Origin of the sequence: Emticicia sp. SJ17W-69, assembly GCF_051209875.1 — a bacterium.
Taxonomy (GTDB): domain Bacteria; phylum Bacteroidota; class Bacteroidia; order Cytophagales; family Spirosomataceae; genus Emticicia.
Window position 1 is genome coordinate 4,704,747 of the sequence record NZ_JBNTQY010000001.1, and the last position, 17,652, is coordinate 4,722,398.

The 17,652-nt window shown below is 33.4% G+C and carries 11 protein-coding genes and 1 pseudogene; 2 read left to right on the forward strand and 10 right to left on the reverse strand.

The annotated features are described in order from the left end of the window. Positions 1-30: 30 nt before the first annotated feature. The 6 genes and pseudogenes from ACQUQZ_RS19245 to ACQUQZ_RS19270 form a co-directional block, all read right to left on the reverse strand. Positions 31-678 carry a hypothetical protein gene (locus ACQUQZ_RS19245; protein WP_435356717.1) on the reverse strand — a complete coding sequence of 216 codons (648 nt, stop codon included), beginning with the start codon at positions 676-678 and terminating at the stop codon, positions 31-33. A 51-nt stretch (positions 679-729) separates the two neighbouring features. Continuing rightward, a pseudogene (locus tag ACQUQZ_RS19250) lies at positions 730-1,924 on the reverse strand (acyltransferase family protein). Positions 1,925-1,939: 15 nt separating this feature from the next. Continuing rightward, positions 1,940-2,644, reverse strand: a complete 705-nt coding sequence (locus ACQUQZ_RS19255) for a hypothetical protein (RefSeq protein ID WP_435356718.1) — start codon at positions 2,642-2,644, stop codon at positions 1,940-1,942. A 111-nt stretch (positions 2,645-2,755) separates the two neighbouring features. Further along, positions 2,756-3,505, reverse strand: coding sequence for a hypothetical protein (locus ACQUQZ_RS19260; RefSeq protein WP_435356719.1), 750 nt, complete (start codon positions 3,503-3,505; stop codon positions 2,756-2,758). A 7-nt stretch (positions 3,506-3,512) separates the two neighbouring features. Then, positions 3,513-6,122 carry a VPS10 domain-containing protein gene (locus tag ACQUQZ_RS19265; protein ID WP_435356720.1) on the reverse strand — a complete coding sequence of 870 codons (2,610 nt, stop codon included), beginning with the start codon at positions 6,120-6,122 and terminating at the stop codon, positions 3,513-3,515. A 4-nt stretch (positions 6,123-6,126) separates the two neighbouring features. After that, the gene (locus ACQUQZ_RS19270; protein ID WP_435356721.1) at positions 6,127-7,950 is read right to left on the reverse strand and encodes a hypothetical protein; all 1,824 of its coding nucleotides are present in this window, start codon (positions 7,948-7,950) and stop codon (positions 6,127-6,129) included. A gap of 281 nt (positions 7,951-8,231) precedes the next feature. Between ACQUQZ_RS19270 and ACQUQZ_RS19275 the strand changes: the two genes are divergently transcribed. Next, positions 8,232-10,082: a sensor histidine kinase gene (locus ACQUQZ_RS19275; RefSeq protein ID WP_435356722.1), complete on the forward strand. Its 1,851-nt coding sequence runs from the start codon at positions 8,232-8,234 to the stop codon at positions 10,080-10,082. Positions 10,083-10,110: 28 nt separating this feature from the next. Here ACQUQZ_RS19275 and ACQUQZ_RS19280 read toward each other — a convergent pair whose 3' ends face one another. From ACQUQZ_RS19280 to ACQUQZ_RS19295, 4 genes are all read right to left on the reverse strand, one after another. Continuing rightward, entirely contained in the window at positions 10,111-10,764 is a 654-nt protein-coding gene (locus ACQUQZ_RS19280; protein WP_435356723.1) for a response regulator, read from the reverse strand. Positions 10,765-11,197: 433 nt separating this feature from the next. Further along, entirely contained in the window at positions 11,198-12,298 is a 1,101-nt protein-coding gene (locus tag ACQUQZ_RS19285; RefSeq protein WP_435356724.1) for a cellulase family glycosylhydrolase, read from the reverse strand. A 219-nt stretch (positions 12,299-12,517) separates the two neighbouring features. Then, positions 12,518-13,249 (reverse strand): LytR/AlgR family response regulator transcription factor, encoded by a 732-nt coding sequence (locus tag ACQUQZ_RS19290; protein ID WP_435356725.1) that lies wholly within the window; start codon positions 13,247-13,249, stop codon positions 12,518-12,520. Between the two features lie 51 nt (positions 13,250-13,300). Beyond that, positions 13,301-16,378, reverse strand: a complete 3,078-nt coding sequence (locus ACQUQZ_RS19295; protein ID WP_435356726.1) for a histidine kinase — start codon at positions 16,376-16,378, stop codon at positions 13,301-13,303. A 155-nt stretch (positions 16,379-16,533) separates the two neighbouring features. Here ACQUQZ_RS19295 and ACQUQZ_RS19300 point away from each other — a divergent pair, with 155 nt between their 5' ends. Continuing rightward, positions 16,534-17,577, forward strand: coding sequence for a DHH family phosphoesterase (locus tag ACQUQZ_RS19300; protein WP_435356727.1), 1,044 nt, complete (start codon positions 16,534-16,536; stop codon positions 17,575-17,577). Positions 17,578-17,652: the final 75 nt, after the last annotated feature.

Consider the following 17,652-nt stretch of genomic DNA (forward strand, 5'->3'; position numbering starts at 1 on the left):
CAGTTTGCTTATAATGATATCTTCAAATGATTATTTGAAAAACAATCCCCAAAATTGCTCCCACAGGGGATTGGTAATCATCAGATTAAAGAAAAGGTAGATTGCTAAAAAACCTACTAAACTAAATAAATATGGCTTATAAATTTTAGCCTTAAATCTTTCATAAACGAGTAAACTCACAATTATCAGAAGTCCGATAGCAGGCCCAGGTAGTGGCGATTGTGGCAAACGCCCAATGGCAGGGTTGATAAAAGGTAATACCGTCATTATCATAAATCGAGCATGATAAGATACTTTTTTTCGATAGAAAATAGCCAAAGTATAGGTTAAAACAAAGAACGTCATATCTGACCAAGCAAAGGCAAAAATAGCTAAATTCATTATTTTTGTTTGTGAGGCCCTGACTACCAAAATAACTACAAAAACCAAGAGTGGCACAAGAAAATAAGATGCTTTGCCTACCATTCTATGCCATTCATATTTTTTATAGCGAATCAAAAAAGGCTGCACTATCAACATGACTATCCATAATAATATTACAAAGGAATGAATATGAAGAAGCGTTGGAATTCCTTTGAAGTTGGGAAAAAGCCCAAAGTAAGTTTTGAAGAAACCCAAGAATATAACTCCTAAAATAAGTATAAAAAGATAGCTGATATTTTTATAAGATTTTTCCATGATTCTATTATTGAATAAATAAATTGATAATTGCTTCTATTTTAAATCTTATTAAACCAAAGAAACTTTGACATCACCAAACTGTTGATTAATTTTTTTCCGAGCAGGTACTTCGACAAAACGATAAGTTAAGTAGGAAATAACTAAGGTAATAGCGATAAAAACCAAGCAAATCAACCAAGCTGTAAATATGTCAAATTGTGGTGGTGGAGAAGCCGGGCTTCCGTCTTTTTGTGGTGGGTTCAGATAAGCGAAAACCGAACCAATAGTATAAAGAAGCGGCTGATGAACCAAATAGATTGAAAACGACCAATCACCGATTAGTTGTAAGGGTTTTGTACCAAATAATGCATCCATATTTTTACTTCCATACGCTGCAGAAAGCAAGATAAATGGAAAGAAACTAACTGAAAAAATATCTGGTACTGCAAAATGCAAGCATAAAAAGAAGCCCAAAGTCAGTACTAATAAGGTGTAGCCATTTCCTAAGATTTTTTTTTACAAATGCCTCATTATAAGCCTGATACATTATCATTCCCAATACAAAACCAAAAACACAACGTAAAAAACCATATTGATATGACACATTTATGCCATAATCTAATGGATTGACCTGAGTGAAGAAAATAGATGCGGGAACTGTTACAATGGGAACAATATAAAAAGTAATCAACAAGTACCCCGCCAAACAGGCCAAAACTACAATCACTCGACCTAATGTAGTCAATTTTGAAAATGGTTTGACTAAAAAAGGAAAAATCATGTACATCCACCATTCAGTACTGATTGACCAAGAAGCATTGTTCCATGTAAACCATTCATTCACATTCATGCTATGAATCAATAATAAATGACTCGGAATAGCTGCATAATTATTACTAATGGCTGAAATTGGGCTATTATCAATGCCCCCTGCCATTGTAAAAACTACTTTTAATAATATGCAATAGACAAGCGTAACAAAATGTAATGGGTAAACTCTGGCAAAACGAGCAATGGTAAATCGTTTAAAATCAGAGCTTTGGGTCGATACTTTAAACCATTGTCCATACACATGCAACATGATAAAACCACTTAATACAAAAAAGAAATCTACCATCAGGTACATTCTGGTAAGTAGCAATGAATCTTTGAGCTTTAGCAGAAAACCTCCTCCGCCAAGCATTAAGTCAACGTGAAAAATGACTGTCAATAAAGCAGCAATGCCCCTTAAAGGGGTGAGATTAGAAAGGTATTGAGTTTTCATGGGTATAATTTTGATTTAGAAAAAAGTATGGGCAAACCATTTTGCAAAAGATTGCCACCAGAGTGAATGATTGTTTACTCCGATAAACATTGCCATAAATCCAATTAAAAGGAAAACAGCCATTGGGAAAAAGGATTTTTTGTTTTTTATATCAATTATCATCCAAATCAGGGCAACTCCGCTGGTGAGTCCAATCATAATAGGTATCGCTATTTGAAAAGGTAAACTACAAAAAACGATTAAAAATCTTCCTAAACCTGGCCCCATGATCATCAAGCCGATAGCTGCAAAAAATCTTAGATGAAAAGTTGTCTTCTTTTTGTAATAAATACCTAAGCCATATAAAATGCTTATAAAAATCATATCAGGAATACCATTTGTCATACCTGCTAAAGCATCGGCTTCGCTGATGGTTTTAATATTTCTTAAATAACCTGCCCGAGCAACGAGAAAAAAAGAAAGAACTAATAACGGAAACACGAGATAGGAAGCTTTACCCACTAATCTATGCCATTCCAGATTTTTGGTTCTGATAAAAATTGGCTGGGCGATTAACATTAGAATCCATATCAGCATCACTGCTCCATGAAAATGATGAGCTGAGTTAAAGCCCTCAAAATCAGGAAATTTAATAAGGTAGGTTTTATAAAACCCACCAAAGCTGATGAACAGAAGAAATATAAAAAAATAAACGATTCGGTTTTGGAGTGTTTTTTCCATGTTTATTCTATAGATTATAAATTGCTCAAAAATATTATTAAAAGTATTTTCCTATGAAAAGAATGTATATATGTATCATTTTTTTGAATAAGTGGGAGATTAGTCCAATATTTAACGTACCCAATTATCAGATATAATTACCCACGTTGTTCCTGTACTTTGAAGCGTCATGTTGTTTCTGTATGATGAAACATTATCATATATTGAAATGCTTGTTAATAAATTACCTAAATGGTCTTTAAATGAGATGGAGTTGGGCTTGTTACAAAAATTAATATAATTGAGCATTGAAAAATTTAATATTCGCCCTAAGTTTAATGCCGCATTAGGCAAGGTCACTTCCATAAAAATGCAAGCACCTTCTCCATCGACAAGTATGGTGTAATCGCCATCAGCTACAAAGTAATTTACATTTTTTGGAATATATTTTATTGGCATAAATAGCCCTTTAGCCTTAATATTGCCATTCACTTCAAGTTTTTGAACAGGGTTGGGCGTGCCTATGCCAATATTACCTGCATTTGTGTTTCTCACATCATTTCCATCGAGTATCCAACCAGTACTTGGGACTTGGACATTTCCAAAATTTACCCAACTACAATTTACTAAAATAGGAAAACCTGAAGAAGGACTCAAACAATAACTGAACTGTTTGGCATCAGTATCATAAACCATCAATCCTTCCACTGGATTTACTATTGCTAACTTTTGGCTTGTACTCATTTTAGGTATCAAAATACCTTTTGTTGTCGATTTTGCATCTAACAAACCTGTACTTGCATTGGGGTCAATCGTAATAGATTGAGCGTAAGCAATTTGGGATAATAGATTTAGGATAAGGAAGGGATAGATTTTTTGCATAGTAAAATTAATTACAGGGTGATATTTTTGCATTGAGATTAGCTCCAGATGTTACCTTAAAGCCATCTGTCAATCTAATTTCAGTTCCAGCTTTATAAATTACATCTGTTCCAATTGTCCCTTTTAGGTTTTGGCTTGAATGGATAGTTTGACTTGCGGAATAGCCAAATTGTCCATTTGGACTATCTGTTAAAGTTAAGGTTGTAACACAATTTGAGTAAGTGTCTGAACGCCAAATACCTCTACCAAACGTGGATGCAAGAATTTCTTTTTTGTAATTAAGTTGTGAATTTAACCGTATCTCTAAATCAGTTACAGAGAGTTTTGGTAAACCATTAAAGAATGGTATCCAGTCCTTCCCATTAATAACATTTCTATAATATACACCTGTATCAGTACCTATATAAAGATTGTCAGTTCCATCTGATTTTATACAAAAAACAGGTAAATTAGGCAATGAACCACTGATATTTTGCCAAGTTGCTCCTGCATCGGCAGAGTAAAATACCTTTTGGTGATTGTAATAACCAGCTATGGTCACCCAAATTTTATTAGCATTATTAGGATCTACTGTTATTCCTGAAATTAATACATCGTTTCTTGGAAAGGCTAAATCAGAGGAATCTGTTATTGATAGTGTCGTTACAGTAGTATTATCAATCCTAAAAAGTTGACGCCCCCCTCCTGTATAAATTCTACTTTGAAGATTAGGACAAGCTATTAGTACCCCTGCACAATTGTTACTACCTAACAAAGTTACCCAATTTTCTCCTTTATCGATAGATTTATAACACCCCATTCCACTACCTACATATATCACGTTTTCATTAACAGGGTTCATCGCAAGTATTTTGAAAAACGTGGCATCACCAGGGGGGGTAATAGTTTTGGTAAAATTCGGTCCATTCGTATATACCGATTTATTTGTAGTCCAATATTTATTATCCCCATTGGTATGGTCTGTTAGAACATCATAACCGTCGCCCCCATCAAAAGTGTAATAATTATATATATTATCGCTTTCATCATCGTTAAATTGAACGATTCCATTATCTTGCAATCCCCCCCAAAGTTGATTAAATTGATTATTACCTTCTATATTATAAAATTGAGAGGCATTGATATTATGTTTTTGTATCCAAGTATCACCCATATCTTCTGAATATGACATACCACCATCCGAAGCAACATAAATACGTTGGTTAATAGGGCTTTGAATAATGCTGTGTATATCGGCATGAACAAAATCACTATCTCCAAATTCTCCTGTCCAATCTGTTTTTTCTTGCCATGTACTTCCTCCATCATCCGACCGCCATATTGTAATGCCACCTACTAATATTTGATTAATATTTAATGGATTAACAAACAAAGTCATATCATAATCTGCTTGACTACGAGCTAAACCACCAGAGCCTTTATTTGTGCCAAAAATATTTGGTGAGTTGCTTTTTTTATCAAAACTATTTCCTGAAGTTGTAGAAATAAATAAACCGATAAATGGATTCCAATTGGGATTAGTTTCTTGTTCCCCTTTTCCAGCCAAAAGATAAACATTGTTTGGTGCAGTATTCGTTACAGCTAATTCTATTCGAAGAAATCCCACACAATCGACATGGGTATTGACATTGGTGAAAGTTTCTCCTTCATCTGTTGATTTTGCAAATCCTGTGTCATTGTTGTAAGAAATATAAATTGTATTAGGGTCATTTGGCTTAAACTCTAAATCCCAAACAAATGCACTATCAATCTTATTTGTTCCATGTTGTATGGGTATTACTTTCCAAATATTTCCTCCATCAATAGTTTTATAAAGCCCCTTACTCGTACATGCAAAAAGAATATTAGGGTTTGCAGGATGTTGTTTCAGTTGCCAGCCGACATACTTACTTTTGGATAAAGTGTCCGTTAAAAACCACGTGCTACCTCCATCCGTACTTTTAAAAATGCCTTGTGAATACTTTAAAAATCCAAAGTCCTTAACGAATCCACCGGTAAATGAATCACCATCACCTGAGAGTGCATATAAAATTTCAGGGTTGTTATAATCAACAACTACACCCGAAAATCCTAAAACAGGGAAATAGTCGGTTATTGATTCACCTTGAGTGCCATCAGCATCAAAAGACTTAAAAATTCCTCCTGCTGGGGTGCTTAGATACATTGTGTTTGGGTTAGTTGGGTGAAAAGAAATACGATCAACTCTCCCACTCCCTTTATCAATAAAATGTGGTCCATAGGATGTCCAATTGCCATTAGCTATTCCCGTAGCTCTTTTATTTTGATTATTTTTCCTCTCTTGTTCTATAAATTCATAGGTTCTTTTGGCTATATCTTCAACTTCGCCATCGTTATTAAGGTGACGAGAAGCATACCAAAAGTACCTGTTCCAACGCTTTAATGCACGGTTTTCTTCAGTTATAGGTTGCTGTCTTGTATTTCTTTGGTTAATCTTTTCAGAATAATAATCTTTTACTGTTTTCTCAATATCTGCAAACTTTTTTTTGCCAGAAAGCTGTTGAGCTAAATCAACAGGAATATTTCTTTGAGCTATTATATTGAACGAACAAAAAATAAACACCCAAAAAAAGATTTGAAAGAATAGTATTTTTTTCATTTTCTTATCGTTTTTGATTGTTTTCTAATAGCTCTATTTTCTTATTTAATTCAATGATATACAAAGTCAGCTCTTCAATTTTTTGCATCATGAGTGTTTGTGTTTCACCCAATGCTACGCCATTTTTTTGTATTTCTTTTGCCGATGGAATATTTGGAAGGTGCTGATTATTAGCAATAAATCGTTCAACTTCGTGTAGATTGGGTAGTTTATAGTCTTTCTCGAATACAAAATCTGCCCAATTAGAGTTTACAACTATCTCTTTGGCCCGTATTGCTCCGTTTACACCCAATTTATATCCTGTTAAATCTGATATATTATCTGTTCCGATTCCAAGTTGTCCGGTCTGTGAAAACAATGTCATGGTTGGCTCAAAGTTATTTTCATTTTTATAACCAAAAGCTATTTCGCCTTCATCATTAGGATTTTGAGAATAAAACTCTAAAGCATAGTAAGAGGAAGTTATCCCCTTCTGCCTTTCTGGACTATAGTAAGATAAATTTATTTTCTCCCCCTCCAAATGATTAAAGCTAAGAGGAGCTATTGGATTATCATTATTAATTCCAACTTTGGTTTCAAAACCTGTTTTTATTGTGAGGCTCTCCCAAAAATTATTTGAATTTGTATAAAAACCCATAGCAATTTTGTCTTCACCAGCCGTATGAATCCTCAACGTGCTATTTTCTATACCGAGTCCAAAATATTTATTTGAGTCTTCATTTTTCAAAAAACTGATTTTATTACCCGAAACATTCGAAAAACTCAATGGAGCAATGGGGTCTGTGTTATCAATTCCAATTCTACCATCACCTGATTTAAAAGTGAATTTTTCAATAAAACTATTCCCTGTGTGATAGCCCATTCCGACTCTATCTTGTCCTGATGTATAAAATTTTAATAAACCCTCTTCAATACCTACACCATAGTGGTCAGTTGAATTTGCATCTTTCCAAAAACTGATTTTATTACCAAACGTATTTGAAAAGCTTAATGGATGCGTTGGGGTTTCTGTACCGATACCTACTTTTCCATTAAATATTGTCATATCAGGCGAAGCATGGTTATCATTAGTAAATAAATTGAAGGCATGATTACTTTTTGTTCCAAGCATTACTTTAGCGGTTTCAGGACTATTGACATATTGTTGGTTTACTCTTAATCCAACCGTAATATCACTGGTATTTGGAGCTTCTTTGGCAGTGGTTTCCCACAAATAATCATTAATACTTCCTTTGACCTGAAAAAGAGCTGAGGGTGTAAGTGTACCAATACCAACCTTACCTCTTGGAATAACCAAAGAGTTATAGATATTTCCATTTACATCTATCTTTACCCCTATACCATTTCCCCCATAAAACTCACCAGCGAAACCTCCACCTCCAGATTCGGCATAAATACCCCTGCCAGCTGCGGATATAAATTTCCCTCCAATATCACCACCTATACCATGCACACCAATTCCATACGGTGCTTCAAATTTCCCTGCATTTGCAGTTGTTGAGTTATCGTTATTTAGAAGCGAGAAGGCACTTGTGATAGCATTGCTATAAGCCCCAGAAAATGGCAATGTTATTTCCCCATTAATGCTTTTCCATATACCATTTCTTATATAGAAAAATGTTTTTGCATCAGTATCATAAACTAAAAGCCCTTCTACTGTACCTTGAATCGCATTGCGTTGGGTAGTTGTCATTCGTGGGACTAATACTCCTCCAATGGAAGATTTATTATCAATAATCTTTGAATTACGTGGGTCAATCGTTACAGATTGCCCAAAACTGATTTGAACTAATAAATTAAAAATCAGGATTTTGTAGATTATCTTCATGAGTTTCATAGATTAAATTCAAAAATTATCATAAAATTATTTGCTCAATATCATTCACTTTTTATGAGTTTATGTAAATGGGTGGGTATGAAAGTAGTTGAGTTGGGTACATCAATGGTAAATTACCTTACTTTACTTCGACAAATTTCCACCTAAAAAATATCTAATAAAATCACCTAACTCCGTGATTTCGCATCACCGAATTCGGTGATTTTGAAGCAAATAGTTTGATTTTTATAAAAAAACTTGAGTAGATTTATAGAAATTTATAGATCAGCCCCATGAAAGTTATTTTATTCTGTACATTGTGGATGATGATTGTCGAAGTATCCTTTTCTCAAAAATCCATTGTTTTTGCAGAAGATGATAACTTGGATAAAGGAGATATTAGTCAATATTCAGAAGTGTATAAGGATAAAACCAAGTCACTAACACTCGAAGCGATTCAAACTAAAATTTTTACACCTTTTAAGAAAAACATCCTTGATACTATTTCCTATTCAGATGTATGTTGGTTGAAATTTAAAATAATTAATAAGAAAGTAGATACCATCCATTTGACTGTAAATCTCCAAAAGCAGTTTTTTTTAGATTTATACCAAGTTAGATTAAATAAGGTAATTAGGTCCGAAAAAGGGGGTGGATTTTCGCAATCTTTTACCTCCTCTTCGGCTTACAGTTTACCTATAAGCATTTTACCTCAGGATTCTTGTCAAATTTTCATTAGGGTTGTTTTTGATACTTTTCACTTACAGCATAAACTTTTGTTTTTAAAGTTATTTTCTACAAAAACTGCTATTCTACTAAAAAACGAGGCTTTTTCTAATCAAATACCTCTCTTTTTGATGTATTTTCTTACGATTTGTTTTTTGCTTTTTGGTTTATTTTATGGCTTTTTGCAATTTTATTCTTATCAAGATAAAGCTATTTTATATTACCTTATTGTAATTATTCCCTCCCTCTTAATAGTTCTTAGAGTAGCTGAGCTCAATTTAGACTTTAAAATATTGCCTAATTCTATGCCACTTTTGCATCCATTTCAATTAACTCTTGAACTGGTTTTAGCCTGTGGATATTTGCTTTTTTTCTCAACAATGTTCGATTTACGAACCCAAAAACCAAGACTTTATCAAATTTCAAGAATATTATTAGCCATTTACATCTTATTATTTATTGGTTTTACATTCGGAACATTTCTGGTTTTACATCAACGGATTGTCTTTAGACATTCATTTAGTGTCCTCGGAGCTACGACAATTTTTATTTTATTGAGTACGACTGGGATTGTACTTTCGTTATTAAAAACCAGCAATTCGTATAAAAAATATATCATTTATGGTTATTTTTTTATGTTTTTAGGCTATGCTATTATGTTTTTTATCAATCGCATTCGGTATGATTTTTCATACAATTTTTGGAATATCCCGTCGGTTTATATGTGCATAGGCACCACAATTGAACTATTATTTTTTATGCTTGCATTGAGTCAAAAAGGTCGTTTTTTGGAAAAAGAAGCACTTATGAAAGGACAAATTAATGAAAGACAACGAGTTGCTTCCGAACTGCATAATAACGTAAACAGTATTTTAGCTTCTGTGAAGGTTAGCTTACAGACCATTCAACCCCAAACAGACAAGGAAAATAAGATGTATGAAAATGTCTTGAAAATGATGGATAATGCCACCCGAGAAGTTCGTAAAATTTCGCATAATATGCTACCTGTCGAACTTGAAAAAGAAGGTTTGGAGCATGCCCTGCAAGCACTTGTTATTCGCTTAAATTTAGGTAAACAAACACAATTTGAATTAAATCTAAATGGATTTGAGCAAAATACCACTCGTAGAAAAATGGATGCAGCAATTGCCTTTAATCTTTACACAATTTGCTTAGAATTATGTCAAAACATACAAAAACACGCAGAAGCAACTCAAGCACAAATCGAAATACAAACCACTGGTAATCAATTAATTATGTTTGTATCTGATAATGGGAAAGGTTTTGATAAAAACAAAGTTATTGAAGGAATGGGCTTAAAAAACATTCGCCATCGAGCCAAATCTATTGGAGCTGATTTACGTGTACAGTCCGAAATTAGTGAAGGAACAACCGTTTATTTGATTTTAAAAACCTGACTTTATTTACGTGATTTTTAAGATGTTATTACTCTACCAAGCCATTTCGAAGAGCATACCTCAGCAACCCAAGCGAAGAATTAATCCCCAATTTTTTATAAATATGCTTGCGATGCGTTTCAACCGTATTGAAGCTAATAAAAAGTTTTTCGGCTATTTGGGTACTTGAGTTTTCGGCCACAATTAACTTTAATATTTCTAATTCACGGTCCGACAAAGTCATATTTTTATCATTTTCGAGCTGATTATACGAATCATTCCCCATAGGTGTTTTGGCAAGACTCGTTATCACAGAATTACTAAAATATGGTAAACCATTCGTAATGCCTATAATGGCACTTTCAAGTTCATTTTTATTAGAAGTTTTTAATAAATAACCACCTGCACCTGCCTGCAACGCTGCCCGAATATCAGGAGCGGCATCAGACATGGTAAGAATAAGCACTTTCACCGAAGGAAATTGCTGGCGTATTTGCAAAACCACTTCTATCCCACCCATGAGAGGCATGTGCAAATCACACAATACTATATCAATCTGGTGAAGGTCGAGCAATCGTAAAACTTCACGTCCATTGGCAGCCGTTGTAACTAATTCAAAGCCGTCGATAGTATTGAGCAATAAACTCATACTTTCAAGAAACATTTGATGATCATCGGCCAAAAGGATTTTTATATTTTTCAAAACAAGAAATTTATATCAGAAATTAGGGATATAACTATCAAAAAAACAATCTACTAAAGTAAATAAATTTCTTGATATTGAATAAATTACAGTTTTATGTCACTTTTCTATTTATGTATTTTAGACTTCAAACCTGATAGAAAGCATATTCATCACAGCTCTGAAAGTCTGATAAAATACCTTGCAAGTAAAGCAAAGTACAGTTAGCATTTGCTTCCAATATCATTATCTCATTTGGATAAATTTTAATTCAACCTCCGATGTGGTTTTCATGAACTAAGCTTTAGTTTTCTAAACTCTCTTATCGTACTTTGATATAAAAAACCACTATAAAAAATATTGGTTTCTATCATATCATTCTAACAAACATGTATAATTGGCACAGTTATGTCTGTACATGAAAGAAAAAACCATCTAAAGAAGCATTTTTTTCTTAAAATTGAGGACGAATAGCCGTTTTTTGAATACTATATGGGCTGGTTTTCGCTACAATTTCGCCCCAACCTCGCAAATCTTTGTAATTGCCCGATAATTTAGTCATGTTTGTGCGTGTACTATTGTCAGCATCTACCGCACAGTCTTGATTATTACTATTGCTAAGTCCGACATTTGACCATGTCCAAGCAAGCCAACCGATTTGTTTTTCTTGACAAACCCTTAACATTGTCTGATAATCTAAAGCTGGTGCAGCAGGGTCACAATCTTTTGCAATAGAAAACTCACCTATTACAAAAGGTACTTTTTTATTGTACGTATCTAACAAAATTGTATTTTCAACATAACTACTATTTACAGCATCGTCATCATACAAATGAAGTGAAAAAAGGATATTTTTTTCACTATCATGATTGATGAGATTGGTAGCCGCTAACTCAACAGCATCTATGTTTATTCCACAGAACGGAGCATCAATCATAATTGGCATTTTTAGGCCTGCTTGTCTGAGCCTTGTGATGCCACTTTTATAAGCATTAAACAAGCTATCGGCTATAACGGTATTTGGCTTATCTTCAAAATCACCTACTTCATTTCCAATATTGAGTATCAAATATTTTTTATGTTTTGTTAAAATATTAAGTAATGTAGGGTTATTTAACCAAAAGTTGACCAAAAAATCAATATTCGCTTTAGTAAGAGCTTGACAAGTTTTATCATGCAACTCAACAATCGGAATCATCTTGAACTTGGCAGTTTCAGTAATTAAATCGTCAAAAAATGATGGATTTGTGGATATAAAGTCAGTATTTAAAACCAGACGGATGCAATTCGCTTTTGTAGAGTCAATTGAACGAATCATGTTTAGAGCTTTTGCTTTGTCAGATGGGTTAAAAGCTAAATTCACACCTCTTAATACGACTTTTTCGTGGGTTGGAGAAAACAAATCTTGTCCTTTGACATAAAAATTTTCTTTTGCTTTTTTTACCCACTCTCCTACAAACCATTGATGAACTCTTCCCCACAATAGAAGAGCAATGACTAATCCTAACAAAGCAATAATATAGACTATTATTACTCCAATGTTTTTAGGTTTCATAGTTATTATATTAAAATTTGAAAAAATCTACAAAATAACCAGCCCAATGCCTGCCAAGATCATCAATAAGAAAATTAGCCAAATCAATATTTTATATTGAAATTTTTTGAGGTAATCTCGCTTCATCATGTTTTAGTTGCTACCCTAAAAATGAGATTTAAAACAATCATCCACTCACTCGATTGTCTAAGTGGGCGTGATGAGTGTATAAATGGCAAATTAAAAACCAATCAGTTCCAAAAATTCCTTTTTCTTACGTTTGGATACGTCAAGTTCTGTACCATCTGAAAGAATTACACTACCTCCCTCTCCTTTTAAATATTCTTTAATTTGACTCAAATTGATAATTGTAGAATGGTGAATCCTAAAAAAATGGAGGTTTTCAAGTAAACTTTCATAGTCACCTAAATTGCGAGAAGAAACGATTTTTTGACTATTTTCCATCAAAATTGTCGTATAATTTCCTTCCGAAATTAAATACAAAATCTCTTTTACAGGGACAAACAATAAACCTCGCATCGAAGGAATAGGAATCTTATCAAACTGTGCATTTAGTTTCTGATAAGATGATTTTTCATTTTTTTGTTTTGCCTTTAACTTTTGTTTCAAGCGTTCAATTGCGTCTTTTAATTCACTGATATTCACTGGTTTAAGCAAAAAATCTATTACACTTTGTCTAACAGCTTTGATGGCATATTCGTCATGTGCGGTTGTGATAATCACTTCAAAACTTCGGGTCGAGAATTGTTCCAAAAAACTAAATCCATCCATTTCTGGCATCTCAACATCTAAAAAAATCAAGTCAGGAGCAAGGTCTTCCATAAAATTTAAGGCTTCTTTTGCCGAATAAAATGTGCCAATAATTTCGATGTCAGAGGTCACTTTCTGAATCTTTAATTTGAGGGCTTCTAAGCTCGAAGGCTCATCATCAATAATTAGGGCAGTTATCATATTTTTAGGTTAGGCTTTATTGTATTGTATATGTCATACACTTTTGCTTTATTAATAAATATTCTGCTGTGTCAATAATGGTAAGCCAATTTCTATAATCGTTCCCTTATCATTGGGTTCGTTGATATCTTTAACTTTCAAATAAGCCATATTTGGGTAAATTTCACTCAATTTTTGAATCCGTTCTTCTGTCAATTTAATTCCAACCGAGTGTTTGTTTATGCTTGTCAAGCTATTAATTTTTTGCGATGCTTCTCGCCCGATGCCGTTATCAATGATATGTATTACCACCGACTTATTAGATTCTTGAATATCAGCCATTTGCACATTGATAAAAAGCTCGCCGATGGCATCTTTTTTATGCCTTAGCCCATGCAAAATGGCATTTTCTACGAAAGGTTGCAATATCATCGAAGGAATGTAAAACTCTTCTTCTTGTAGTTTTTTATCAAGCGTAATGTCATAAGTAAACTGTTGATAACTTCGCTCTTGTTCGAGTTTGATATAAAGCTCTAATGCTTTTAAATCTTGTTCGAGTGGCACAAATTCCTGTCTTGAATTTTCAAGAATCATGCGAATCAATTTTGAAAATTTATTTAAAAATTCGCTCGCTTCGTCAGTTTTATTCAATAGTATATAGGAATCAATGGTATTTAAACAATTGAAAATAAAATGTGGATTCATTTGACTTCGCAAAGCATTGATTTCTGCTTCTGCCCTTATACGTCGAATTTCTTCTTTTTTCTGTGTTTCTTCTTGAATTTGTTTGATTGTGAGGTGATACAATAAATAACCAAGACTTAATAAACCAGTTAATAATAAAAAACGGAACCACATTGTCCGATAAAAAGGAGCATTGACAACTACCGTCAGGGTTCTAATTTCCGAACTCACTCTTTCATCTTCATCAATAGCCTTAACCATCAATTGATGTGTTCCTTCAGCTACATTGCTATAACGCACAGTTGCCGGATTATTTACCATAATCCATTGCCTATCAGACCCTTGCAATTGATATTGAATTTTAACTTTTTGAGGAAAACCATATTCAATACCTACTAAATCAAAAGCAAAAGAATTTTGGTTGGCTTCGAGTTCTATTTCGTTAGTTTCACCAATATATCTTTCAGTTTTCAAAGGTTTTTCATTGACCATCAATTGTGTGATCTGTATTTTAGGTTTCACACCATAACGTTTGATAGCATCTTGGTTGATAAGGGTAATTCCACTCGTTCCACCAAAAACCATTCGTCCATCCGAAAGTTTGAAGGCACAATTCCAATCATATTCATTTGAATAAGCTCCATCTTTTGAAGTAAAACTCTGGTATGTTTTTTTAAAATTATTGTAGTATGCAATACCTCGGTTTGTTACAAGCCAATAATTTCCGTTTGCTTCTTCGACTATATCAGTTACAGAATTATCTGGCAAACCTTCATTTTCCGTAAACACTTGATAATCAAATGTTTTTGTATCAAAAAGCACTAAGCCTTTATTCGTACCTAACCATAATTTTTGTGGTTTATTTGAAGGTCTAATGGCCACAACCGTAAATGGAAACTTGAATTGCTTTTTTACTTCCCAATTATTCGATTTTTTCTCTAATACATAAAAAACCGACCACCAATTGGCCGAAACAAAGAGTTGATTGGTATTTTTATCAAAAAAAATAGGTGAGTTAGCGATGGTCTTTTCTTGATTAAAATCTTCAAGTGGATGTAGTTTATTTGCCTGTTCATTATATTCATAAAGTCCATTTTCTGTGGCTATTAAATAACTCCCACGATTAATTTCTATCATCAAAGGCTGCCAACCCAGCTTTCCTGCTAATTCTTTAAAAAGTATTTTTTTAGTTTGTTTTCCAATGGAATTCACTATTAAAAAATATTGGCCGTTTGTCAACCAAACTCTGTTATCCGTGTCGATTAAAAGCAATACTTCATTATATTTATTTATCACCCGCCCATTCTCATTTAATACGATAGTGCCACCATTTTGTAATTTTGCCCAAACGGTATTACCTCTTTTTTTAATATAAGCAACATGATTATCACTAAAACCCTCATCAGGTGTCACCCAATTCTCGGCAATGACACGATTGAGATTTGTATAATCAACACCAAAACCAAGCTGAGAAAGAAATAAATTGTCATTTTTATCAATATAGAGAATCTCGTTCCAGTTTGCCATTAAACTATTAACATTGGTAGAAGAATGTTGAATAAGTTGAACAAATTTTAGTTCTTTTTTATCAAAAACATATAGGCCTTCTGTCGCACCAATGAGTAAATAGTTTTTATAACTCACTGCTTGAGTAAGAATAGGGATTTTGTTTTTTTCATAACTTGTAAATGACTGGAAAGTATTTTTCAATGGATTAAACTTCATCAAGCCAAGTCCTTGATTATCACCCGTAATCCATAATGTTGAATCATTTTCAGCTAAGATATATTCCTTTATATTTTTAAAAATTGGCAAACTTTGTTTTTTTCCATCAAAAAAATCTTCAATTTTCGTCACTTTATTGTTTTTAATAGAAACTTTCCGAAGACCTATATCATTTTCTCCACCGCAATAGATAGTCTTTATTGCTTGAAAATCAGTATTTTGTTTGGTTGAAAGCTGCTCAGATACCTTATCTGTAATAAAAGTATATTTCTTTAAAATTGGATCATAGGTATAAAGTCCAACTTGATTGATGTGGTGTAACACTACCCAAATTAATCCTTTGTCATCAATTGCGTGTGGAAATGAGGAGAATGTTTTTTCATTATTTGGTGAAGGAATGGCTGTAAAAATATCTTTTTTTCGGTCATAAAAATTCAAACCAACATCACTGCCTATCCAAAGATTTCCTTCTTTATCTTCGATGATATTTTTTATTTGTGTCCCTTTTATAGTTGAATTTGAGGTTTTATAAACCTTACAATTGATACCATCAAAACGATTAAGTCCATTGTGCGACCCTAACCACAGAAAGCCACGGGAATCACTATAGAGATAGAGAATATTATTATTTGAAAGTCCATTTTCACGAGTAAGATGATGAAACGACAAGCGTAAAGGCGATTGACAAATGCCTAACGCACCTGTAAAAAAATAGACAAAAAATAGAAGATGTTTTTGCATATTGACGCTATCTATGTAAAGATAATATTTTTTGAGTAGATGAAACCTAATAATTAAGTGTTTTTTTTCTTTAAATTGCGAATAAAAACCTTGATTTCACTCAACCAGTATTCCATTTTTGTTTTCCCATCATTCCTTTGTACCTTTGTAGAGTTATGCAGGAATTTTTTACAGAATCGAGTCAAAAGCTACAAGAATTTAACGATTTTTTGGCTTTACCCAAAAAAATCGTCATCACGACGCACCAAAACCCAGATGCCGATGCACTCGGCTCATCGTTGGGTTTAGCCGCTTATTTAAAGAAAAAAGGGCATTTCCCAACTGTCATCACCCCAACCGATTACCCTGATTTCCTACGCTGGATGTCAGGAGAAAAAGAGGTAATAAATTTTGAAAGTGATAAACAAGAATTATCAAAAACACTTATTTCAGAAGCTGATATAATATTTTGTCTTGATTTTTCGGCACTTAATCGCATCAAACACATGGAAGAATTTGTAAAAAATTCTACCGCAAAAAAGGTTTTAATTGACCACCACCAACAACCCGAAAACTTTGCCGACTTTGTTTATTGGAGTGAAAAATCGGCGGCTACTTGCGAACTTATCTATGAATTAATCGAAAAACTCGGCGACAAAGATTTGATTGACATGCCATTGGCTGAGTGCCTTTACGCTGGTTTAGTAACAGATACTGGTTCGTTTAGGTTTGATAGCACCACACAAGAAGTTCACCGAATTGCTGGAGAATTGATAGCGATGGGTATCCAAACCAATCAAATCCATCGCAAAATATTTGATAGTAATACTTTTGAACGCATGAAGTTTTTAGGCTTTGCTTTGGGTGAGAAGTTAGTTTATTTACCTGAATACAATGTTTCTTACATGGCGATATCAAAAGAAGATTTAGCAAAATTTAGTTCAAAAAATGGTGATACAGAAGGTATTGTCAATTATGGACTTTCAATAAAAGGAGTTGTCATGGCCGCTATTTTTACGGAAAGAGATGATATGATTAGAATTTCATTTCGCTCGGTAGATAATTTTTCAGTCAGTGAATTTTCGAGAAAACATTTTAATGGTGGTGGGCATAAAAATGCTGCTGGTGGGCGTTCGCATGAAACTTTGGAAAAAACCGTTGAATACTTTTTGACATTATTGCCTCAATACCAACAATCCTTAACAGGATTAGATTATTAATAAATGTATTTTCAAGGCATAAATTATCAATACAACAATTTTCACTGATAATCAACAGATTAAAAAAACACGCTA